The organism is Mobiluncus sp. (genome assembly GCF_985070215.1).
Map to the genome: position 1 here is coordinate 1 of NZ_CFKZQR010000023.1, position 23,770 is coordinate 23,770.

The window sequence follows — 23,770 nt, forward strand, 5'->3', positions numbered from 1 at the left end:
AACCGACGAACGATTTGGACGTGGAAACCCTGGGATCGCTGGAAAACGCCCTGCTGCAGTTCCCCGGCTGTGCCGTGGTCGTCACCCACGACCGCTGGTTCCTCGACCGGGTAGCGACCCACATCTTGGCTTATGAGGGTACCGAGGAAAACCCGGCTCAGTGGTTCTGGTTTGAAGGCAACTTTGAAGGCTACGAAGCCAATAAGGTCGAGCGACTGGGACCGGAAGCCGCCCGCCCGCACCGGGTGGTTTACCGGAAACTGACTCGCGGGTAAGGGTAGCCATACCGGTGAGATACAGAAAAATGTTATAGCACCCCGCGTGTTTGCCTGCTACCAGGCCGGAGCGGTTAGAATTCGTTAAAGTAAATCGTCTAGCGTCGGATTTCGGCGTGTGGCGAAAAGCAAGCGGATTTTTGAGGATTCGATAAAGTGGCCGAAACAACGCACTATCTTGAAGGTTATTTTCCCCAAGTCCAGGACTTAGCCCGTCGGCTGGGGGTGGATACGGACTATTGGGATTTTGCGGGAAACTACCACGAGGTGTCGCAGTCGACTTTGGTTCGGGTCATCGACGCTCTCGGTTTCACGTTGCAAAGTAGCGATGATATCGGGCGTGCTTACGAGTCGATGGACCGGGAATACTGGTTTTCCACCCTCCCGAAAGGGTTGGTGGTGCGCCAGTCCCAAGGGGCGAATATCCCGGTTCACGTGCCTGACGGCACCAGCTTGGAAGTCTGGTTGGAAACCGAGAACGGTGATACTAGGCCGCTGGAACAGCTTGATATTTGGGTCCAACCCCGCGATTTTGGTCCCGAAGGCCGGCGCGGCGAGGCAACGTTCCGACTTCCTGAAGGCACCGAGTGGGGCTACCATACCCTGCACGCCAAGACGGTCGAAGGCGAGTTTGCTCAGCAGGTTGCGGTCGTCCCTGACCGGCTGCCGCTGGGGAATTTAGAGCATTCCCGCTCCTGGGGTGTAATGACGCAACTGTATTCGGTGTCCTCCCGTGGTTCTTGGGGGATGGGAGACTTCCACGATTTGGGCCATATCGCCGAGATCTTCGGACGCCAGGGCGCTGACTTCGTGCTGACCAATCCGTTGCATGCGGGCGAGCCCAACGTGCCCATCACGCCTTCCCCTTACCTGCCCGTGTCGCGGCGCTTCTTGAACCCGCTTTACATTCGCCCTGACGACATCACGGAATATAACCAGTTGGACTCCACCTCTCAATCCCCGGTGAAAGTCGCTTTTGCTCAGGCCTCCAATGAGCTTTTCCCGGTCGATACCGCGAAGCAGATTGACCGGGATCGCTCCTGGAAAGCCAAACGTGAAGCCTTGGAAGTCATTTTCAAGGTCAAGCGCAGCCACTCCCGCGAAGCCGAGTTCCGCGACTTTATGGCCTCACGCGGCCAGGACTTGCAAAACTTCGCCCTGTGGTGTGCCCTGTACGATCGTTTCGGTCAGGGGCCGTGGGACGACGATGTTGCCGATGTCTCCAGTCCTCGCGTGGCGGCGTTGCGGGAGGAGCTTGCCGAGCAGGTTGAGTTCTATTGCTGGCTGCAGTGGATTGCGTCTACCCAGCTCCACGCCGCCCAGGAATCTGCGACAAATGCCGGCATGACGATTGGCATCATGAATGACCTGGCGGTTGGGGTGCACAAGTACGGTGCCGACGTGTGGTCTATCCCGGACGCTTTCGTGAGGACTATGAGCGTGGGGGCTCCGCCGGATATGTACAACCAGCTGGGCCAAGACTGGACTCAGCCGCCGATGAATCCCCGTTACATGGCCACCCACGATTGGGAACCACTGCGGGGGATAATTCACCGCGCTTTAGCTAACTGCGGCGCTTTGCGTATCGATCATGTGATGGGATTGATTCGCCTGTGGTGGATTCCGCGGGGAGCTGATCCCAACGAGGGCACCTACGTTCGCTACAACCACGAGGCCACTGTGGGCATCATGCTGTTGGAAGCCGCCAGAGCCCACGCCGTAGTGGTCGGAGAAGACCTGGGTACAGTCGAGGACTGGGTCCGCGACTACTTGCGCGACCGCGCTATTCTGGGCACTTCGGTGCTGTGGTTTGAACGCAACGGCAGTGATTTCAGGCCCCCGGAGCAATACCGCGAAATGTGCATGGCCGCGGTGAACACCCACGATTTGCCCCCGACTTTGGGATTCCTCCGCGCGGTACACCTGGAAGTCCAGGATCGCTTGGGAATCTTGCCGCAGCCTTTGGAAGAGGCCAAGAACACGTTGTATGACGATGTCGCGAAGCTGGTGGAACAACTGCGGAACATGGGGCTGCTGGAAAACGATTATCCGACCGAGTCTGAACTTATTCTGGCGCTGCACCGTTTTATCGGCAAGACTAGGGCAAAGCTGTCCGTGGTCAGTTTGGTTGACGCGGTAGGAGACCTGCGGATGCAAAATCAGCCCGGTACCAACAACGAATACCCGAACTGGCGCATACCGCTGTCGGACTCCTTGGGACGCTCGGTCAAAGTGGAAGAGTTGGAATACTACGTGGGTGTGGGCGAAATCTGTGAAGCGATGCGCGAACTGGTGAATCCGCAGCTTCCAGAGGACAGCGAAAGTTAGTTCTGCCTGAGGAAAATCGCCCAGAGAGTTGTATCCTCGCTCAGGTGAGAGCAAATCCCAGCACCGGGAGAGAGTCTCCTGATTGCCACGTAAAACACGTTTCCTGCGCTGAATTTATGGCAAAATTGAAGATGATGTTGGCTGCGGTATCTGTGACTACAGTCTGACCTGGAGATGCTGAGGAAAGGAAGTGCCAGCGTGGCGGGCAAGGGCAAAGCAGCCAAAGCAGCGGTCGGTGCTGAATCGAATCGCATCTCCGCTGCTCAGCGCCGGGCCGACAAAGCTAAGAATAAGTCCGAAAAAGCCCGTGCAGTGAATAAACCAGCAAAGCGTCCGAAAGAAGCAAAACCCCCTCGTGATGCTGTAAAGCGGCAGCGTTTCGCTCGTTTCCTGACGCCGGGGTGGTACGAACGTTTCCTGCAGTATTTGTTCGTAGCGCTGTTGCTGCTGTGCGCCGCAGAATTGTCCCTACGTTTGGGGCAGGGGCATATCCTTGGTGACCAGGGCTTAGGTAAAGTTTTTCCGGCGATTTTGCCGGTGGCGGATATTTTGTACTATGTCGGCACCACAATCGAGTCGTATTTTCCTTTGATTGTGGCATTTATGTTGGCTTTTGCAGCGGCTAAGCGCCCCAACGCGGCCATCGGAATAGCGGTGTTGGCGGGTTGGTCCGGTTACCTTGGCGCCACGATGGCTCTGTCTCGCTACAGTACCGCCTCTTCCCAAGGGGAAGTTTCCGGCGTTGACTTGGGGCTGATGGGCGGCGTTTTGGTGGGATTCCTGGTCGCTGGTTGCTGGAGTGAGTTCCGGTTCCGCAAAGTCGTTCCTTGGGCTCGAATGGTCAGCGGGATTCCCTTGGTCGTGGTCATTTGCGCGACTGGCGGAGTGGTTCTCGGCATTGTGGTGGGCGTGGTTTATCAGCTGTTATACCTGATTATTACCGTGGCTGCCGGCACGGCGATGATGGCGGCACCGGGACCCTTAGGGGCGGCACTCTACGGTTTGCTTCACCCTATTGCGGAGGTCACTGGGGTCAGCTCCCTATTGAACATCGTGCCTTACAACGTATATGGAAGTTGCCAAACCACCCAAGGCGACACCCTCAATGGTTCTTACCGCTGCTTCGTGTACGGCGGTACGCAGATGGAAGGTCAGCAGGCCTTGTTCCTGGCCGGCGGGTATCCGGTGGTCGCGTTTGGGCTGGCAGCGCTGTTCTTGGTGCTGTTGCTGCAGCTGAAAGGAAGCAACCGTCAATACTGGCGCATTATGTATTGGTTCCTGATTGCCAGCACGTTCGCCGTCGGAGCCGAAAAACCGGCACTGTATCTGCTGTTTTTTGCGGCTCCTGCCCTGTTGCTGGTACACGCTGTCGCCTCGGCATTTTCTTACGCTATCACCGCCGTCTTAGGCGTCACTATTGGCTGGGCGGGAGGCCCTGGCGTGGTGGATTTGCTGCGGTGGATGGGAACCGGAGAAGGCATCCTCGTGCTGCTCATCATGGGGGTGCTGTATGCTGCCATTTACGTCATGATTGCCACTTTCACTATAAAGATCAAAGGGAAACGGTTGAATCTGGGTGGATTCGGTGTGCCCTATATCACCAAGCCGTTTATGGGCATCCCCAACAACTCGGGGGACGTGAAGTTTGCCCCTGCTCTCGCGAGCCCGAAATCGGACAATGCCAAGGACACCCTCGAGACTGGTGAGTCGACTTCGGCTCGGGACGAAACCCCCGTTGCTTGCCCTGCTCCGGAAAAAACTGTTCCGGCGCAACCAGCTTTGGCTGAACCAGTTGCCGCCGACACCGCTTCGGATCAGCCCGTCATTGCCGAACCCGTGACCGCTGAACCTGTTTCAGTTAATCTCGAATCGATACCTGAGCAGCCGCTGGTACAAACTGAACCAGTAAACGAGTCCACTGCCCAGCCATCGCAGCCCGTATTACCGTCGCCTGAGGCTTATCCAGAGACCTACCCTGAGGACATCGCCGCGCCAAACCCCGCTTATCCTCCGCAGGGATACGCCCAGAACCCCTATGGTTACCAAGCGCCAGGCTATCCCGAAACATACCCGGCCTATCCCGAATACAGACCAGAGTACGGCGGCGGATATAACCACCAGCTCTATGGCTACCAAGGAAACGCCTACGGTTATCCCGCAGCCTATAATCCTGCAGCCATGCCACAGCCCAACCCGGCCGTTCAGAATTTTTCCGCACCCCAGCCCCCGGTCGTCCCGCCGGAAATTCCTTCCGAGCCAGACTCTCGGCAGCGCCCACAGTAACCGTTCGCAGCGTCAGAACCGTCACAACTGCCCGGTACAGCGGGCAAGAGGATAAAACCAGAGGTCCCAGGAGCAAACAGCTACTGGGCTAACGGTGTCAGCGAGCATCCTTCGTACGGTTGCGCAGGCTGAGGTTCCCGCAGGGCTTTACCCCTCGCGGTCGCGCTGCTGAGCTTTCGCGATGCGTTCGGCGCCGGATTGATTCTCGCGCATCATCCGCAGCAGTGCCGCGGGAGCGTCTGCATTATTCGAGAGCCATTCCTGGGTGAGCGTCAGCACGTCCACGCCGCTGGACTCCAAGCCCACCAGCGCGGCAGGATACATGCCTTCGATGAGCTGTTCACCAATCTCGTGGGTGCGTGTATCGTAGGTCTCCCGTAGCGTCTCAAAGTAACGCTGTGCAAAAGGAGCTAGCAGCAGTGGATCTTGAGCCCGGTTGAAACCGGCAATGATGGACGCCAGTTGGTCGTTGGTCAGAGCGGTGTCGCTGTAGGCACGGTCAAAGAACTCGGCTTTCACCGCAGGATCAGGCAGCGAAGCTGCGGCCTGCAGGACACGTTCGCGCCCATTTACGGTGTCGTCATTATTTAGTTCTGCCTCGACAGTGGCGCGGTCCACGTGTCCCGCTGCCGCCAAAGACGTCAAGAGGTTCCACCGCAACTCCGTGTCAATCCGCAGACCCGTGAGGGTTTCGCTACCATTCAAAAGGGCGGAGCTGGCGGCGATGTCTTCGGGCGTCCGTGCCCGGCGAGCGGCGGCGCGCACCAGCTGCAGCTGTGTATCCGAGTCAGCCTTGGCCAGGCGGGACAGCATCCGCAGACGTGAGGAGACGTTTCGGGCTGCAGCTTCGCGATTTTCTACGGCCAGGTAGCTTTCGATGCAAGTGTCCAGGTTACGCAAAGTGACCGAAACTACCATGGGGTGAGTCTCTACCATGAGAGCTTGCAGGGCGGCATCAACGTAGTGAGAGGCGCCAACCTCGCCGTCACGCACCATGTCCCACAGAATGGACAGAATCTGGGAACGTGGCAGCGAATCAGTGAATGCATCGATGTGTTCGCAAGCCGTGCGCAGAGACTGCTCGTCTAACCTAACCTTGCCATAAGCCATGTCCCCGTCGTTGACCAAAATGACATCGGGACGCGGCCCGTTAAAACCTGGAAGGTTGTATTCATCGGCCTCCATGTCGAATTCCTCGCGGTGACCGGGAACAAACACGGTCTTGCCATCGCGTTGTTCCAGGTTGTAGGCGCATACCGCCATATGTTGAGGTCGCGGGGTAGCGTTGGCATTGAAATGCTCCTGGACAATGCGCAGGGAAGTAATCGCCCCGCTGTCGTCCGTTTGGATTTCAGGACGCAGCCACGTCATTCCGGCTTCTTCCAGCCACTTGCGCGACCAGGCTTTTAGGTCCTTACCGGAAGTTGCCTCCAGCTCGGTCAACAGGTCCGTCAAGGTGGCGTTGGACCACTCGTGTTTGGCGAAGTATTCCTTAATCCCCAAGCGGAAGTTATCCCAACCCACGTACGTTACCAACTGGGACAGCACGCAGGCGCCTTTTGCGTAGGTGATGCCGTCAAAGTTGACTTGGACATCTTCCAAGTCGTTGATGGTGGCCACTACCGGGTGAGTGGAAGGCAGTTGATCCTGGCCGTAGGCCCAAATCTTTTCCGAACAAGAGAAGGTCGTCCAGATGTCTTTCCACTCAGTCGCTTCCGCTGTGGCTTTGGTGGACACAAACTCGGCAAAGGATTCGTTCAACCACAAGTCGTTCCACCATTTCATCGTGACGAGGTCGCCGAACCACATGTGAGCCAGTTCGTGCAGAATGGTCACGACACGGCGTTCCACCCGGGTTTGCAGGGGACGGGACCGGAACACATATTCGTCACGGAACGTCACGCAGCCCACATTTTCCATGGCCCCGGCGTTATATTCGGGAACAAAAATCTGGTCATATTTACGGAAAGGATAGGGGCGTTCAAAGGCGGTTTCGTAGAACTCGAAACCGGCGCGGGTGATGTCCATGACTTCGGCGGCATCCAGGTGTTTTAGCATGGAGGCGCGGCAATAGACACCGAGGGGAATTCGTCTGCCATCGCACGAGGTCACTTCGCCGGTTTCTCCCACGTAGGGGCCCGCGATGACGGCGGTCAGGTAGGACGAGATTTTTTCGGTGGGGCTGAAACGGTACGTGCGCACACCGTCAGCGGCGATTTCAGGCTCCGGGGTGGGTGAGTTGGAAAACGCGTTCCACTCGGGAGGAACCACGAAAGTAAAGGTAAAGTCCGCTTTGATGTCGGGCTGTTCAAAAACGGCGTAGACGCGGCGAGAATCCGGCACCTCGAACTGGGAGTATACGTAAGACTTGCCGTCCTCGGGGTCTGCGAAACGGTGCAGTCCCTCGCCGGTGTGCATGTAGACACAATCAGCCACCACCCGCAGATTGTTGTGTTCCTGCAGATTTGGCAGGAAAATCCGGGAATCTGCGTAATTCGAGAGGTCCAGTGCTGTCCCGTTCAAGGTCACTTCTGTGACGGAATCGGCAATGAGGTCGATGAAAGTCGAGGCACCGGGTTGGGAGGCAAAGTCAACTTCCGTCACGGAATGAAAGATGCGCTCTCCATGAGTCAAATCGAGATGTACACGGTAGTGGACATCGCTGACGATTCCCGAGCGCTGCTCGGCTTCGATGCGGGTGAGGTTAGTTCCTGGCATTTACGCTCCTTTGAGTTTGCAATCGGTATATATTCTTCCATGTCTAAGCCCTTTTCGATGAAGTTTCAGCGTAAAGATTGTAGTTAAACTAGACTTAAGTTATGGTTCATGCGCCAATGACGAGGGGAGGTATCTGCGTTGAGACGGAATACCGTGTGCAGCTCTAGCTCTCAACTCTCAGCCTCTAAGCTCCGCCGGTTGCGGCGTTCCCTGGCGGGAATCCTCTTAGGTGCCGTGGCGCTGAGTGGGTTGAGTGCCTGCGCAAAGGAAGAAACCAAGACCCCCACTCAGTGGAACGCTACCATCGTGACCACGCCTGCTCCGGAGGGCTGGGTTAACGGCAAAGACGGAGCTTTTCGGGTGCAGATTCCGCCATCTTACCTGGATGCTTACGAAGCTATTAGCGGTTCCAAGCTGCCTGACGCGCAGGTGGTGCTGTCCCTCCCTTCTGATAAAGCCCTGAACGGCTACGTTCCTGTCATGGTCATTGACCACGCGAAAGCGACTTCCGACCCTGACGAGGTGGAAAAGAACCTGAAACAAGACCCCATCTACAAGGGTTACAAGAAGTTTACGGTGCTGAACCCGACCCAAGTTGAGGGCTTGAACGTGCTGGAGATGAAGTGGAACTACGTCTATCAAGAGGTCGAGATGACGGCCTTCATGACTTTGGTTTCGGGGAACAATCACGCCTATGCCCTGAAACAGGACGTGCCGGATTACGCGTTGGAAACCTACCAGCCGATTATTGATTCTGTGCTGAAAAGCTGGACTTGGAACGAACCGGTGAAGGGGACCAAGCCGAAGCCAAGCCCTTCAGCTACCAAATCCTGACTCTCTGGTCCGGTTCCAGCCACAGGGCGTCTCCAGGCTTTGTTTGGAAAGTCGCCGCAAACAGGTCGAGGTTCGCGACCACGCCGTTGCAGCGGAACTCCGCCGGGGAGTGAGGGTCAATCGAAATGAGTTGTTTGGCCATTTCCGGGCGCACCTTCGTCTGCCAAGATAGCGCCCAGGATAGGAAGAACCGCTCGGCTGCGCTGAGCCCCTCGATGACCGGGGCGTCTGCCGCGTCGTCGATGCCCTGCTGTTTGAGCTCCAACAGGTAGGCTTTCCACGCGATGTCTAGTCCGCCCAGGTCGCCGATGTTTTCTCCGATGGTCAGCGCGCCGTTGACATGGAATTCTTCGGGCAGCCCCTGGGGGACGAACGCGTTGTACTGGTCGATAAGCGCGTGGGTACGTTTTTCAAATTCCGCCAAGTCCTGGTCGGTCCACCAGTTTTCGACTTTGCCAGTGCCGTCAAACTTGGCGCCCTGGTCGTCAAAACCGTGCCCGATTTCATGGCCGATAACCGCCCCGATGGAACCGTAGTTCACAGCCGCGTCCGCGTCCTTGTCAAAGAAAGGAGGCTGCAGGATAGCAGCGGGAAACACGATCTCGTTTTCGGTCGGATTGTAGTAAGCATTCACGGTTTGCGGGGTCATATGCCAAATCGTGTGGTCGACTGGCCCGCCCAGCTTGTCAATCCAGTAGTAGGTGCCAAAAATACTGGCATTGTGAACCTTGTCAACTAGCGTTCCGTCTCCGAGCTGGAGTTTCTCATAATCTCGCCACTTGTCGGGGTAGCCGATTTTGGGGGTGAACTGGCGCATTTTTTCTAACGCTTTGTCCCGTGTTTCCGGTCCCATCCAATCTAAAACCGCGATGGAATCCTGGTAAGCCTGAATCAGGTTCTCTACCAGGTGGCTCATCGCCGCCTTGGCTTCGGCGGGGAAGTGGCGCTGCACATAAAGTTTGCCCAAGGCTTCGCCCATCACTGAGGATGCCAGGGAAACTCCGCGCTTCCACCGTTCCCGCAGCTGTTCCTTGCCCGCCAGCTTTTGCCCGTAAAAATCGAAGTCCGCATTCACGATTTCGCTGGATAGCAGGGAAGTATGTCCGTTCAAGGCGTGCCACAGCATCCACCACTTGAGCGTTTCAAAGTCGGTGGAATCCCATAGCTGGTCCATGTTTTCAAGGAAATCCGGTTCGCCTACGTTGACTTCCGTAAACATTTTGTCGGGCAGTCCCGAAGCCTTCCGCCAGGCTCCCAGGTCAAAGCGCGGCAGCTTAGCGGCCAGTTCGTCCCATGTCATCGGGTTGTTTGTCGCGTCCGTGTCGCGAGTCTTCACGTTATCCCAATGCAACTGGGCTATCTCAGTCTCGAAGTCAACAATTTTACCGGCCACGTCCGGGGCTGCGGACTGCGAAGCATATCCGGCCAGGGTGAACATGCGGGCGATGTGTTGGCGATACTGGTCCAACAGGCTAGCGTGCTTTTCTTCCAAGTAATAGGCACGTTCGGGCAACCCCAAACCGTCTTGGCCGAAATAGTTTACGTAGCGTTCGGGATTGTTCACATCGATGTCAATACCGGTATCGAAAAATCCTTCGTAGGTGCCTTCGGCAAAAGTCCGGGCCCACAGGTCGCGCAGATCTGCTTTGCTGGTGGCCTGGTCCAGAGGAGCCTTTAGCTGCTGTAAGCTGGGGGCGCTATCCGCTTCCACTGTGGCTTCATCCATAAAAGAGCCGTAGAGAGAGGCGACTTTGCCCGCCAGGCTGCTCAGCTCCCCGGTGATTCGACCCGCGACACAATCTTCGATGATGGTGCGCACCTGTTTTTCCGCTTCTTCGGCCAAGAGGTGAAATGACCCGTAGCTGGCCTTGTCAGCAGGAATTTCGGTGCGGGCCAGCCACTTGCCGTTTACGTAACGGTAAAGGTCGTCCTGCGGGCGGATAGTTTCATCAAAGTCAGCGGGATCCAGCATCCCCAACAGTGGGTTCTTTGTCATGGGTTCAACCCTACCGTGCTGCACCAAAAATTTCCGAGCGACCCTGACGGCGCAACCAAACCCCCTTGTGACAGGGGTCCCGCTGGGTTTAGCGCGTGGAAAACCCCAGGGCGTCGTAGAGCTGCATCGCCTCGGGGGCGGCGGATATATCCAGTTGCAGGGTCAGGGCCTCGCGGCCCAACGCGTCCACGGCTCGTGAAGCGTTAATGACCAACCCCGAACCGATACCTTGACGGCGATAGTCGGGATCCACAAACAGGTCAGCAATGTAGGGCTGGTCGCTGTTGCCGTCCGTGATGCACCATTCATCGGGAGCCTGGTCCAACACGATAACCACACCGACCAGTTTGTCCTCGTGCCACGCTCCGAGAGTCGCCTCGGACAACAGCGGACCGTAGGCGCCGTCCCAGAACAAATTCAGCTGGCTGGCAGCACTCGACCCGGCATCCCGATAAGCAACCGCGTGCAATTGGGACATCTGGACCACGTCGTCGCGGGTAATCGGACGGTAGGTAATCTTGATTTCCGGGTCTGGCTCTGCTTCCGTCAACTCATCGGTCGACGGGGCCTCTAAGGACAGCTTGGACATACCTCGATTGTCCCATGATTCGTGCCTGCTGGGAAGCCTTTGAAAGTTATTGAATCGAAATAAGTCTGCTGGTTGGGTCTGTTAAATGATGAGTCACTATTGATTTCGGAATGGAACAGAGCGAGACCAGACCTTCTATTCTGTGCGAGTTTGCCAGGGTCGGTAACATGGTGGGGTGGAAAACAAGCATGAGGACGCACATCGGAATCAACCTGCTCATGAGCATCAACCTCCAGCGGTGACCCCCGAAGATTTGTCGGTAGACCCGGATTTGATTCCCTACCTGTTCGCGGCCCGAACCCCCGCCGAGCCGGAGGACAACGACAATCCGACCGGGGAACCTTTGGACCCAGAAAACCCCGCCGACTCCCGGAAAGGTCCCGTTGACCGCTTTGGCGTGTCGCTGAGCCCTGAGCAGCGCGAACTCATGGACGAAATGCGCGAACGGCAACGTCCCACCTCGACCTTGGGCCCCTCTACGATGGAGGACCCGAAAGCCCGAGCCATCTATGAAACCCTGCTGACACGCCGCGCCGAACACCAAATTGAGCCCAGCTTGGAACCGGTGCGGGGCGTGCTGGACTACCTGGGCAATCCCCAAGAGCTGTTCCACTCCATCCACATTACGGGTACGAACGGAAAGACTTCAATAGCCCGGATGATTGAGGCGCTGCTGGCGGAACTGGGGTATCGGACCGGGCGTTTTACATCGCCGCACCTGGTAGACGTGCGTGAACGCATCTCAGTGGACCAAGCCCCCGTCACCACCGAACAGTTTGTCCAGGCTTATGAGGACGTGGAAGCCCAACTGGCGCTGTGGGAAAACGCTCACCCCGGACACCGGCTGTCGTTCTTTGAGGTCATGACCGTCATGGCATACGCCCTGTTCGCAGATGTGCCGGTGGATGTGGCGGTGGTCGAGGTCGGTATGGGCGGACGCTGGGACGCTACCAATGTCATCGATGCGGACACGGCGGTCATCGGGCCGATCAGCTTGGAACACGAACAGTGGCTGGGCCGGGGATTGGCCAACATTGCGCGGGAAAAAGCGGGGATCATGCGTCCCCAGCGAGTGGCGGTGGTGGCGAAACAGCCCGATGAGGCTCTCGCGGTCATTCGTGACGCTGCTCATGCCGAGGACGTGACCCTGCGTTATGAGGGGGATGATTTCGCGGTGCTGCGGCGAGTCCCGGCAGTCGGGGGGCAAGTCATAGATATTCGCACGCCTGCGGCTATCTACCGGGATATTTACCTGCCCCTGTATGGGGAATTTCAGGCCGAGAATGCAGCGCTGGCGCTCACGGCGGTGGAGGCGCAGCTGGGCGGAGCGGCGCTGCACGGGGAATCTGTGGAGCGTGCCTTTGGCGGGGTTCGTTCTCCCGGACGCCTGGAAGTGTTGCACGCCACCCCGATGATTGTGGCTGACGCGGGGCATAATCCGGGTGCGGTCGAGGCCCTGCGCCGGGCGATAGAGGACGATTTTCGTTTTCAACACACGGTGGGGATTTATTCCGCCATGGCCGATAAAGACATTGAAACCGTGCTGGGGATTGTGGAGCCGACCATTGATGAGTTGATTGTGACCCAGATGCCCGGTGAACGCGCGGCGAAGGTGGAAGATATCCAGGCCGTGGCCGCGGAGGTGTTCGGTGACGATCGCGTTTACGCTATTGACTCCCTGCCCGAAGCGATTGCAAAAGCCGGGGAAATCGATGATTTGCAGGGGGGAGTTCCCGGATCCACCGGAGTCGTGATTTTCGGTTCCGTGGTACTCGCCGGAATGGCACAGGACGTGCTGGGCAAAGACAAACTACAATGAGCACAACCGGCCTCACACGGCAAGACCTCGGCCGGATTCGACCGCGAAAGTTTAGGGCAGTCAGAAAGGAGCAGCTGTGAGTTTGAATACACAATGGGTGCTGCGCTGGATGGATGGCTGCGCTCGAGTACTGGAACAAAACCGCGAAATGCTGGAAAGTTTGGATGAGGTCATCGGGGACGGGGACCACGGGGACAACATTTCACGAGGCTTCTCTGCCGTGGACCAGCGGTTATCCGGGATTGTAGTGGAGAGTCCGAAACAGGCGCTGCGGGTAGCGGCAAATACTTTGCTGGCGGCAGTAGGCGGAGCCTCGGGGTCTTTGTATGGCACGGCATTTTTGCGGGCGGCGCGTTCGGTGAACGTGGAGAGTCTAGAGTCGCAGGATGTGGCGATGCTACTGGTAAAGGCGGCTGAGGGAATCGCAGAACGCGGCGGAGCCCAGCCGGGGAATAAAACCATGCTGGACGCGTGGTATCCGGCCGCCACCAACGCAGCTGCTGCCGTGGCGAAAGGTGCTGACCCGGAAGAAGTCTTGCGTGTTGCTGCTGACGCGGCCGCAAAAGGGGCGGAAGATACGGTTTCGATGAGCGCCGCAAAAGGGCGGGCATCGCTGTTAGGGGAGCGTTCCATCGGCCATAAGGACCCCGGTGCCGCCTCCAGTGCACTCATTTTGGCTGAGGCAGCAAAAGCTGCTGAGTATTGAGTACTACTTCGGAAAACCTTGGTGAAATCCGGTAGGATGCACAAGTATTTACAAAACTTGGAGTTGCGCTCGGTGTCGAGCGAAACTTTTGGCGAAAGGAAAGTCAATGGCTGACTGCCACATCCCCTACGATCCGCAAGAAGAACACACCCTGGTCATTATCAAGCCTGACGGCTACCGGCGCGGACTCATCGGTGAAGTCATTAGCCGGATTGAACGCCGCGGATTTAAGATTGTGGGTTTGCAAACCAAGACTGCGACCCGGGAAGAACTGGAAGAACACTATTTCGAGCACAAAGACAAGCACTTCTTTGAAGGGCTGGTCGAATACATGATGAGCGGCCCCATCGTGCTGATGGTTATCGAAGGCTCTCGGGTCATTCAGGCTTTCCGTAACATGATGGGAGACACCAACCCCGCGGTGGCTATGCCCGGGACGATTCGTGGAGATTTGGCTCGGGATTGGGGTCCGGACGCGCAGATTCAAAACATCGTTCACGGTTCGGACTCGGCACAGAGCGCCGACCGGGAAATCGCGCTTTGGTTCCCCTACATGATTGACTAAAGGCCGGTAGCGAGGCGTTTCTCCTGGCGTTGTTTCTCTCTGTTGCCCAAGGCCGGGAAGGCTGTTTTTTAGGGTTCGGGGGGTTGCGCTAGGGTAAGTGTGTGTATTTAAAGTCCCTGACCCTGAAAGGCTTTAAGTCTTTCGCGAACACGGTCCACATGAGCCTAGAACCGGGGGTGACCTGTGTCGTTGGCCCTAACGGTTCGGGCAAATCGAACGTGGTCGATGCGCTGGCTTGGGTGATGGGCGAGCAGGGTGCCAAAAATCTGCGCGGCTCACAGATGTCGGATGTCATTTTTGCCGGCACCAAAACGAGGGCTCCGCTAGGACGCGCGGAAGTCCAATTGACCATTGATAACACCGATGGTGCTCTGCCTATCGAATACTCTGAGGTGACGATTTCGCGCACCATGTTTCGGGCGGGCGGTTCCGAGTATGCCATCAACGGAACCCCGGTGCGCCTGTTAGATATTCAAGAACTGCTTTCCGACACCGGGATGGGTCGGGAAATGCACGTCATTGTGGGGCAGGGGCAACTCGATCGGATTTTGAGTGCTTCCGAACTGGAACGGCGCGCTTTCATCGAGGAAGCTGCTGGAGTGCTTAAGCACCGGCAGCGTAAAGATCGGGCGTTGAAAAAACTGGACAATTTGGCGGTTAACCTCTCCCGCGTCCAGGACCTCACTAATGAAGTCTCGAAACGGTTGGGTCCCCTGGGTAAACAGGCCGAGGCGGCCCGGAAAGCCGCCCGAGTCCAAGCCGAACTCGCTGACGCGACTGCCCGTTTGATTGCAGACGCGGTGGCGCAAAACAAAGAAAAAGCTGGGTCGCAAACCGCCTCCAAGGAACAAATTTCGGCAAAAATCGCGGATTTGGAAACCCGTCTGCAAGAGGTAAACACGAAGCTGAATGTGGCGAAATCGAGTTTCGACGAGGTTAGCCCGGAGTTGGAGAAACTCACCCAGACCTGGGCTGAGCTGAGCACCTTGGCGGAACGTTTGGAATCTTTGGCGAACCAAGCCCGAGAACGCGCCAATGCTTTGGAAGAAACTGCGGAACTAACCCGGTCTGCCGACACCACCGAGTTGGAAAAACGGCTCGAAAAAACTCGTGAGGAGATTACCGAAAAACAAGCCGCCGTAGCGAAAGCCGACGATGCGGTCACCCAGACCAAAGCAGCCGAAGTGCGAGCCAAAGAGCGCGAATTCGCGGTGCGCTCCCAGATTGAAAAAGTGCAGCGTGCCAGGGCGGACAAGAGAGAAACTCTGGAGCGGCTGCGCGGAGCGGTCACTACCGCCGCCTCGCTGGCAGAGGAAGCGGCGGGGAACCTCAGCCGGATGGAAGAAGCCCTCCAGGCCGCCGCGCAACGCGAAACAACTTGCGCCCAGGAACTCAGCAAGGTTGAGGCGGAGCTTCCTCCCGGGGTGGCAGACGGAACTTTGGCAGCTCAAGAGGAAAATCTCGCTACGACTGTGGCGACAATCCAAGAGAAAGTCTCGCAACTGACCAAAGAACTCGGCGAAGCCCGGGAAGAAGCCGCTTTTTGGGAGGCGAAACGCGAGGTTTTGGCGAAAACCTTGCAACCCGAAGACGCCGCCGGGGCAGTAGTGAAAGCGGGGCTGAACGGCGTCAACGCGGCGCTTTTGGAAACAATCCTGGTTGAGGCTGGGTGGGAAGACGCGATAGGGGCCGTGTTTGGACAGTGGTCTAAAGCGCTGCTGACCTCGGGGGTCGAATCAGCCGCGGACGCGCTGCGTTTTGTCCGTCAGCAGTCCGCGGGTCAGGTTCACCTGCTGGTCGCGGACGGTTCAGAAACTCCATTCGGAGCTCAAGGTTCGGATAGTCTGGAGAAAGCGAAACTTCCAGCCGGGGTGTGCTGGGCTAGGGAGTTGGTCAATGCCCGGAAAGGGAACACTTTGCCCCCGGTGGTGGCGACTCTCTTGGCGGGGGTGGCGGCCTGTCCGGATTTGTCAGAAGCCCGCGATTTGGTGTTGACCGGGAAGGTTGCCGCGGCGGTGACTCAGGCGGGGGATTTTCTTTCGTCTACCCGGATTGTCGGCGGCGGGGATCCCGATGCGGGGATTTTGCGGCGCGCCTCGGAATACGATGAGGCGGCGGCACAGGCTGAAGCGGCGGCTGTGGCGGCTGATCAGGCCGATGGTCAGTTGGCTCGGGCGACGACCGAACTGGCTGCGGCGCGGGAGGAATACGATGAGGCGGCGGCACAGCTCAAAGCTCAAGATGCGGCGGCAGCAGCAGCAGCTGCAGCGGTAGCGGCTGCCAAAGCGAAGCGTGGGGCGGCCCAGGCAGAAGTCGAACGTGCCGGGAAACACCTGGAACAGGCTCGTGCGGAAACAGAGAAACGCCAGGAGGCTCTCAAGCAAGCACAGGAAACTTTGGACGCCAGCCTGAAAGCCCAGGACGAAGCTGGGGAGGATGAGCCGGACTTTTCCGCCGAACTGCAAGCCGCAATCGAAGCGGTATCGGAGGCTCAAACCGCGAAGTCGGACGCTCATATCGCGGCGCATGTGGCTCGTCAAGAACTGGAATCACTAGAATCGCGCGCCGCCTCGCTGCAGCGTAACATTGCGGCGGAACAAGCCGCCGCTCAAGCAGCAGCCAGCCGGGCGTTGGTGCGGGAACGGCGCCGGAAACGGTCTGTCTACGTGATGGAACAGGCTGAAGCTGCCCAGCGGTTGGCTCACGTGGCGGCGGCCAGCGCTCAAGCCCAGCGTCAAGCCAGTACCGCCAGCCGGGAACAGCTGCAAACTGAGATGGAGACGCTGCGCGCCGCCGTGGACGACCTGAGTCGTCAGCGTACCGACCTCAAGGATGCTTCCATGCGCGATGAGGTTGCTTTGGCGGAGGTTAACTCCAAGTTGGCACGATTGCTGGAACAAGCCCAGCAGGAGTGCGGTCTGGATGAGCCCACTCTGCTGGCCGAGTACGGTCCGCACAATCTGGTTCCCGTATTCGACGAGTCTGGTGAAACCATCGAGCACGTTCCCTTTGTCCGAGAGGAACAGGTAGAACGCAAAGCCCAGGCACAAACCGAACTGAAACGGATTGGCAAAGTGAACCCCTTGGCGTTGCAAGAACACGAAGCCTTGGTGGCGCGACACAAATTTTTGGCTGACCAGCTGGCTGACCTGAAAAAGTCTCGTGACGACCTGATGAATGTGGTGGCGGAAGTTGATCGCCAAGTCGAGGAAGTATTCGGCAAAGCGTTCGCAGACGTCTGTGCCGCTTTCAAAGATATTTTCCAAGTCCTGTTCCCCGGTGGGGAAGGCAAGCTGACCTTGAGCGACCCGAAAGACCTGTTGAATACCGGCATCGAGATTGAAGCGCGTCCTGCGGGCAAGAACGTGAAACGCATGTCCCTGCTCTCGGGCGGGGAACGTTCCCTAGCAGCGTTGGCTTTTCTGTTCGCGATTTTCCAAGCCCGACCCTCACCGTTCTATGTCCTCGATGAGGTTGAGGCCGCTTTGGACGACGTAAACCTGTCTCGGCTGCTGGGGGTTTTCGAAATTTTGCGTGAAAACTCGCAGTTAATCATCATTACTCACCACAAACGTACGATGGAAATTGCGGACGCACTGTACGGGGTAACGATGAAGGAGGGAACCACGGCGGTCATTTCGCAGCGCCTGGTGAAAAACCCCGGCGCCAACGAGTGACAAATCCTGCGAGATGCAGCCGTGAATTAGGTAAACCTACCGAAGTTAGAGATAGGATAGCACCGAATGTTCAAGCGGATGAGAGACGTTTTTACGCGGTGCTACGAGAGACGTTTTGGATGGAATCAATGAATATCCTTAGTACGACACTAAATAATTCACAGGGTCTGGAAGGCTACACTGATCCGCTCATTTTTATGATTCCGTTGGCTATTGCTTTCGTGGTTATCGTTATCGTTGCCAGCGCCTCTCAAATTGACTCGAAGCAACGCAAGATTCGCAACGAGGATCGCCTGTTGGACACGTTGGAGCGGATTCGCGATGACAGCAGTAAGGACGGAGAAAGCTCTGACGACGCACCGCCCATCCAGCTGCAACAAGGTGAAAAAGAGCTGAGAAATATCGTCGAAAAGACCATTCGAGCCAATGGTCACAGCGATGATGAATCCCCTGATGATGACGTAGAACTCGAGCCGACCACCTCTGAGACTGATCATTTTGCGGATGCGGGCGCGGATCACGTTGGCCCGGAAGACGAAGACGACTTGGATGAGGCGCAAGGTGACTGGGGCGAGGAAGATGATGACTTCGATGCGGAAGAAGTCATCATAAAACCTGATGGGGTCTATTGCGACCCGGACGGGCTGTGCTTCAAACCGCTTCCCGGTCAGAGCGTAGAAGAAGCCCGCGCCGCAGCTCGAGCCGCTATGGAAGCGGCGGAAGCGGCAATGACAGCGGACGCAGCACAGGAGGATGCCACTTCGGAAACGGAGTCGGAGCCGGAATCTGCAGCGGCAGTCTCTGAGGAATCAGAACACTCCGAGACACCGGAGGACGCCGCGGATTCCGAGACTGCAGAGGAACCCGAGCCAGACGCACAGACTGAGCAGTCAGTTTCTGACACTGCCGAGCATACCGAACCCGATGTTGAGGAAATCGAAAAACCGGAATCCAAGACCTCCCGGATGCGTCGCTTGAAGGAGCGCTTGGCCGGTAAGGGCAAGTTCGGGCGGGCCATCCTCAATGTGTTGTCCAGCGCTGATTTGGAAGACTCTGATTGGGAAGCGATTGAAGACGAACTGTTGGCTGCCGACATGGGCGTTGAGCCGACCGTGGAACTTATTGGCAAACTCAAGGTAAAACAAAAGGTCGCGGGTGAAAAAGACGCTACACAGGTGCGGCGTATGGCAAAGCGGATGCTCACCGATATGCTCGACCGGAAAGCCGAACGTAGCCTCAACCTGGAAGTTCCCGAAGGCTCTCCCACCAAGACCGCCGGTATCTTAATGGTTGGCGTTAACGGCGGCGGTAAGACGACCACCGTGGGTAAACTTGCTCGCCTGCTGGTGGCTGACCGCAAGACCGTAGTATTGGGCGCGGCCGATACGTTCCGTGCTGCTGCCGGGGAGCAGCTGCAAACTTGGGGCGACCGAGTCGGCGTGCCGGTGGTGCGCGCCGAAAAGGACCAGGCTGACCCTGCCTCCGTGGCTTTCGACGCGGCGAAAACTGCTCGTGAGGCCGGCAGTGACGTGGTTTTGATTGACACCGCCGGACGGTTGCAAAACAAAGTCGGTTTGATGGACGAGCTGGGCAAAATCAAGCGTGTAGCTGAAAAGCAGGTTCCCATCACCGAAGTCCTGCTGGTTATCGATGCCACTACCGGGCAAAACGCTTTGAGTCAGGCAAAAATCTTTACCGAAGCGGTGGGTGTGACCGGTATTGTTTTGACCAAGCTGGACGGTTCTGCCAAAGGCGGGGTCATCGTGCCTTTACAGCGGGAACTGGGGATTCCGGTGAAGCTCGTTGGTTTGGGTGAAGGCCCCGACGATTTAGCGCCCTTCGTGCCCGGCGATTTCGCTGACGCCCTGCTGGATGCCTAGATTCGCCTGGCAGTTTCCGGTTATTTCGGGAGATAACGGCGTTTACCGCCGGTCTTTTGCGCCAACGTGTCCTCCGCGGCGCGCCCCAATCCCCACTTTTGCCCGAAATCTTGCCTCACTATAAAATCAACGTGTGTTTAGTAACCTGCAAGACCGCCTGACAGAATCGTTTAAGAACCTTCGCAAGAAGGGCAAGCTGAAGGAATCCGACGTTGACGCCACCGTCAGCGATATCCGCCGCGCCCTGATTGAGGCTGATGTAGCCTTGGAGGTCGTCAAGGATTTCACCGCTACCGTAAAGGAAAAGGCTTATGGGGCGGCTCGGTCTGAGGCTTTGAACCCGGCCCAACAGATTGTGAAAATCGTCAACGACGAGTTGATTAACATTCTGGGTGGTGAGGACCGGGAACTGCATTTCGCTAAGCCCGGCAAAGGCCCGACCGTATTCATGCTGGCCGGCCTGCAGGGTGCTGGTAAAACGACTCTGGCCGGGAAACTCGGCAAATGGCTGACGAAAGAGGGCCGAAAAGTCCTGCTGGTCGCGGCGGACTTGCAGCGTCCCAACGCGGTCAACCAGTTGCAGATCGTGGGCGAACAGGCCGGGGTCACCGTTTTCGCCCCCGAACCCGGCAACGGGGTGGGCGACCCGGTCGATGTGGCGCGGCGCGCTTTGGCGCTGGCCTCCGGTTCGGGCTATGACGTGATGATTGTCGATACCGCCGGACGACTGGGCGTAGATGCGGAACTTATGGCCCAAGCCCGTTCCATTCGTGACGAGGTGCAGCCCGACGAGGTCTTGTTCGTCCTGGACGCGATGATTGGCCAGGACGCGGTGCGAACCGCGCGGGCTTTCCAAGAGGGCGTGGATTTCACCGGTGTGGTTCTGACCAAGCTGGATGGCGATGCTCGCGGTGGTGCGGCCCTGTCAGTCCGGGGCGTTACCGGGGTTCCGGTGCTGTTCGCTTCGACCGGGGAGGGCTTGGACGACTTTGAGCGGTTCCACGCCGACCGGATGGCGTCGCGGATTTTGGATATGGGCGACCTGCTGAGCCTCATCGAAAAGGCTCAGGAAACCTTCGATATGGAGCAGGCCGAAAAGCTGGCCGGCAAGATTCAACAGGGTCAGTTGACTTTGGAAGACTTCCTCAACCAGCTGCAACAGATTCGCAAACTCGGTTCGATGAAAAAGCTGTTGGGAATGATGCCGGGGGCGGGCAAAATCCGGGAACAGCTGGATCAATTTGATGAGCGCGAAGTCGACCGGATTGAAGCTATCGTTCGTTCGATGACTCCTGCGGAACGCCAGGATGTAAAGATTCTCAACGGCTCGCGCCGCGCGCGGATTGCCGCCGGGTCTGGTACCACGGTCGCGGACGTGAACGGTTTGGTCGACCGATTCCAGATGGCGCAAAAGATGATGAGCGGCGGCGGCATTCCCGGGATGGGCGGCGGCGCAGACGGAATGGGAATGATGCCTGGATTCGGCCGGATGCCGGGCATGGGCAAGCATTCGAAAGCGAAACAGACGGCAAAATCTGGCAAGAAATCCAAAGCCCAGCGCAAGGCAAAATCTGGCAATCCCGCCAAGGCAGCCCGTCAAGCTCGGGAAGCCTTGGAAGGAATTTCCGCCACCCCCATGAGCGGGACCGGCGCAATGCCCAACCTGCCCGGTTCTCTGCCCGCCGGTCTGGGAGGGCTCAAAGGCATGGGCGGTCTCGGCGGGTCGCCGCAGAAGTCCGCGCCGGCCACCCCCGCCCTGACCCCTGACGATTTGCCCGACGACATCAAACGTATGTTGGGCGGCTTGTGATGACACCCCTAGGGGCGACAAACCCGGATAACCTGCACTTTACGGGTACTTTCCTGTGGTCGGAACACCCCAGCGTAGAGGGAGAATACACCGGTCAGGCGACGACAGTATCTTGTGAATCCCAGTGGGTACACGGCGACCTGTATATTCACGACGGCATCGTGAGTCGAACGGCGAAACCCGCGCTGACTTACCGAAAGGTCAGCGGCTACGCGATTCCCGGACTGGTGGACGTACATTGCCACGTTGGCGTGACCCACGCGGGCAGCGTACCGGCCGAAACTCAGCGGGAACAGGCCGAATTGGCGTTGAGTAAAGGCACGCTGCTGATTCGTGACTGCGGGGTGCCCTCCGATACCCGCTGGATTGACCAGGTGGCTGAGCTGCCGAAAATCATTCGCTGTGGCCAGCACCTGGTGCGGCCCAAACGCTATATGCGCTACTACGGGTTGGAGCTGGAAAACGAAGCCGATTTGCCCGCGGCGGTTGCCAAACAGGCCAAACGCGGCGATGGTTGGGTGAAAATCGTGGGGGATTGGATTGACCGCTCCGATGGGGCCGAATCTGATTTGCAGCCGTTGTGGTCTACCGCGGTGCTGCGTGACGCGGTGGCGGCTGCACACGAGAACGGAGCGCGGGTGACCGTGCACACTTTTGCCCACCGCACGATAGAGGGCCTGTTAGATGCCGGGGTGGACGGGATTGAACATGGCACCGGCATGGATTCGGACGAAATCCTCGAAGCGCAACGCCGCGGTATCCGCGTGACTCCGACCATGTTGCAAATCGCGCGGTTTTCCGATTTTGCCGCCCAGGCAGGGACAAAATATCCGGTGTATGCCGCCACGATGACCGTTTTGGATCAGTCCAGGGTGGCTCATCAAGCCGCGCTGTATGAAGCGGGGGTGCAATTGCTGCCGGGCACCGATGCTGGTGGCTATCAGCGCCACGACGCCCTGCCGCAAGAGCTGCGGCAGTGGTTGGACTTAGGTGTTTCAGCTCCCGAAATTATTGACCTGGCCACCTGGAAGGCTCGGGATTTCCTGGGTGCCCCCTCGCTGTGGGAGGGTGCGCCCGCCGACCTGGTGTGGTACGACTCCGACCCGCGCGCCGACCTCAACGTTTTGGAACAGCCCGCCGGAGTGGTTCTGCGCGGAGCCCTCGTGGCCGGGGCGGTTAGAGAGGCCGCACACCGTGCCTGAAGGTCATTCTATCCACCGGCTGGCCGCCCAGTTTGAGCGGTGAGGTCGTCGCGGCCTCCTCTCCGCAGGGGCGTTTCACCGCGAGTGCTGCCGTGTTAGACGGGCAACGTCTGGTTGACGGGCAAGCCTACGGGAAACATATGTTTCTCGGTTTTGCCCCGCGTCAGACCGAACCCGCCGCGACCGTTTCCGACTCCAAATCGACCCTGACCTGGCTGCACATTCACTTGGGGATTTACGGTTCCTGGCGGTTTTACGGGGACTCTCAGTTCATTGCCCGGCACATCGGTCCGGCCCTGGACCTCGCTGAGATTGCGCATCCAGCCGCGGAAATCGTAGAGATTCCGGTGCATACTCACCGCGATGACTCCGCTTTTGCACCCCACGAACATTTCGCGGATCGCTGGTTTTGGACCCCCGCGCCTTTCACGCCGCCCCAGCCCTACGGGACGGTGCGTCTGCGCTTGGTCACCGCGCACGGGGCGGCCGACCTGTCCGGGCCAAACACTTGTGAGCTGCTGGACGAGGAGGGCGTCGCTGCGGTCTTAGCGCGGCTGGGACCCGACCCGCTGCGTCCCGACAGCGACTTTAGTGAGTTCGTGAAACGCTGTGCCACTCGTCAGAAGGGTATTGGGGAGGCTCTCATGGACCAATCCGTTATCGCCGGGGTGGGCAATATTTATCGCGCCGAAGTGCTGTACGCGGCACGTCTGAACCCGTTTACGCCCGCCCGCGAGGTGACGTCGCGTAAACTGCGCCGAATCTGGAACTGGCTGGAAGAATACCTACCCCTCGGCGTGGAATCGGGACGAATCACCACCGCAGATCCTGACGATTACGCTACTTTCGTGGAACGCGAGTTGGCCGCGGGACGCGAGCCCCAAGCTATCGACTCCCGATATTACGTCTACCAGCGCCAAGACCGGCCCTGCCTGCGCTGCCGTGCTAGCATCAAGCTCAAAGTAGCGGGGGGACGAAAACTCTACTGGTGTCCGCGCTGCCAACGCTGAGGGACACGGGAAACCGCAACCCCGGCACAACCCGAGCCGGAAAAACCACCACCCTAGCGACCTTGTCGGGGAATCCTG

The 23,770-nt window shown here is 58.1% G+C and carries 13 protein-coding genes and 2 pseudogenes; 12 read left to right on the plus strand and 3 right to left on the minus strand.

Annotated elements, in window-relative coordinates; all coding sequences use genetic code 11:
* The 3 genes and pseudogenes from AC5LBQ_RS05735 to AC5LBQ_RS05745 form a co-directional block, all read left to right on the plus strand.
* A pseudogene (locus tag AC5LBQ_RS05735) lies at positions 1 to 275 on the plus strand (energy-dependent translational throttle protein EttA); the annotation flags it as partial.
* Between the two features lie 156 nt (positions 276 to 431).
* Positions 432 to 2,603, plus strand: a complete 2,172-nt coding sequence (gene malQ / locus AC5LBQ_RS05740; RefSeq protein WP_493264886.1) for a 4-alpha-glucanotransferase — start codon at positions 432 to 434, stop codon at positions 2,601 to 2,603.
* Positions 2,604 to 2,777: 174 nt separating this feature from the next.
* Positions 2,778 to 4,886 carry a PTS sugar transporter subunit IIA gene (locus AC5LBQ_RS05745; protein ID WP_493264887.1) on the plus strand — a complete coding sequence of 703 codons (2,109 nt, stop codon included), beginning with the start codon at positions 2,778 to 2,780 and terminating at the stop codon, positions 4,884 to 4,886.
* Positions 4,887 to 5,033: 147 nt separating this feature from the next.
* Here the strand turns inward: AC5LBQ_RS05745 and pepN are convergent, their stop codons facing one another.
* Positions 5,034 to 7,604 (minus strand): aminopeptidase N, encoded by a 2,571-nt coding sequence (gene pepN, locus AC5LBQ_RS05750; protein WP_493264888.1) that lies wholly within the window; start codon positions 7,602 to 7,604, stop codon positions 5,034 to 5,036.
* A gap of 198 nt (positions 7,605 to 7,802) precedes the next feature.
* On the opposite strand from pepN, the gene AC5LBQ_RS05755 reads away from it, so the two are divergent.
* Positions 7,803 to 8,438: a hypothetical protein gene (locus AC5LBQ_RS05755; protein WP_493264889.1), complete on the plus strand. Its 636-nt coding sequence runs from the start codon at positions 7,803 to 7,805 to the stop codon at positions 8,436 to 8,438.
* Here AC5LBQ_RS05755 and AC5LBQ_RS05760 read toward each other — a convergent pair.
* Positions 8,425 to 10,434: a M13 family metallopeptidase gene (locus AC5LBQ_RS05760; RefSeq protein ID WP_493264890.1), complete on the minus strand. Its 2,010-nt coding sequence runs from the start codon at positions 10,432 to 10,434 to the stop codon at positions 8,425 to 8,427. The two genes, AC5LBQ_RS05755 and AC5LBQ_RS05760, sit on opposite strands and share 14 nt — an antisense overlap.
* Before the next feature lie 88 nt (positions 10,435 to 10,522).
* A complete protein-coding gene (locus AC5LBQ_RS05765) occupies positions 10,523 to 11,023 on the minus strand; it encodes a GNAT family N-acetyltransferase (RefSeq protein WP_321076945.1) in 501 nt (166 codons plus the stop codon).
* A gap of 175 nt (positions 11,024 to 11,198) precedes the next feature.
* Here AC5LBQ_RS05765 and AC5LBQ_RS05770 point away from each other — a divergent pair, with 175 nt between their 5' ends.
* The 8 genes and pseudogenes from AC5LBQ_RS05770 (at position 11,199) to AC5LBQ_RS05805 (ending at position 23,692) form a co-directional block, all read left to right on the plus strand.
* Positions 11,199 to 12,842, plus strand: a complete 1,644-nt coding sequence (locus tag AC5LBQ_RS05770; protein WP_493264891.1) for a bifunctional folylpolyglutamate synthase/dihydrofolate synthase — start codon at positions 11,199 to 11,201, stop codon at positions 12,840 to 12,842.
* A 76-nt stretch (positions 12,843 to 12,918) separates the two neighbouring features.
* Positions 12,919 to 13,548, plus strand: a complete 630-nt coding sequence (gene dhaL / locus AC5LBQ_RS05775) for a dihydroxyacetone kinase subunit DhaL (protein WP_297345865.1) — start codon at positions 12,919 to 12,921, stop codon at positions 13,546 to 13,548.
* 106 nt (positions 13,549 to 13,654) lie between these two features.
* A complete protein-coding gene (gene ndk / locus AC5LBQ_RS05780) occupies positions 13,655 to 14,113 on the plus strand; it encodes a nucleoside-diphosphate kinase (protein WP_295027223.1) in 459 nt (152 codons plus the stop codon).
* A 101-nt stretch (positions 14,114 to 14,214) separates the two neighbouring features.
* The gene (smc, locus tag AC5LBQ_RS05785; RefSeq protein WP_491680350.1) at positions 14,215 to 17,790 is read left to right on the plus strand and encodes a chromosome segregation protein SMC; all 3,576 of its coding nucleotides are present in this window, start codon (positions 14,215 to 14,217) and stop codon (positions 17,788 to 17,790) included.
* A 119-nt stretch (positions 17,791 to 17,909) separates the two neighbouring features.
* On the plus strand, positions 17,910 to 19,670 hold the full coding sequence (ftsY, locus tag AC5LBQ_RS05790; RefSeq protein WP_491680349.1) for a signal recognition particle-docking protein FtsY: 1,761 nt from the start codon (positions 17,910 to 17,912) through the stop codon (positions 19,668 to 19,670).
* 133 nt (positions 19,671 to 19,803) lie between these two features.
* The gene (gene ffh / locus AC5LBQ_RS05795; protein WP_493264892.1) at positions 19,804 to 21,480 is read left to right on the plus strand and encodes a signal recognition particle protein; all 1,677 of its coding nucleotides are present in this window, start codon (positions 19,804 to 19,806) and stop codon (positions 21,478 to 21,480) included.
* Positions 21,480 to 22,682, plus strand: a complete 1,203-nt coding sequence (locus AC5LBQ_RS05800; protein ID WP_493264893.1) for an amidohydrolase family protein — start codon at positions 21,480 to 21,482, stop codon at positions 22,680 to 22,682. Before ffh ends, AC5LBQ_RS05800 begins: the two co-directional genes overlap by 1 nt.
* A pseudogene (locus AC5LBQ_RS05805) lies at positions 22,675 to 23,692 on the plus strand (Fpg/Nei family DNA glycosylase). Before AC5LBQ_RS05800 ends, AC5LBQ_RS05805 begins: the two are co-directional and overlap by 8 nt.
* Positions 23,693 to 23,770 lie beyond the last annotated feature (78 nt).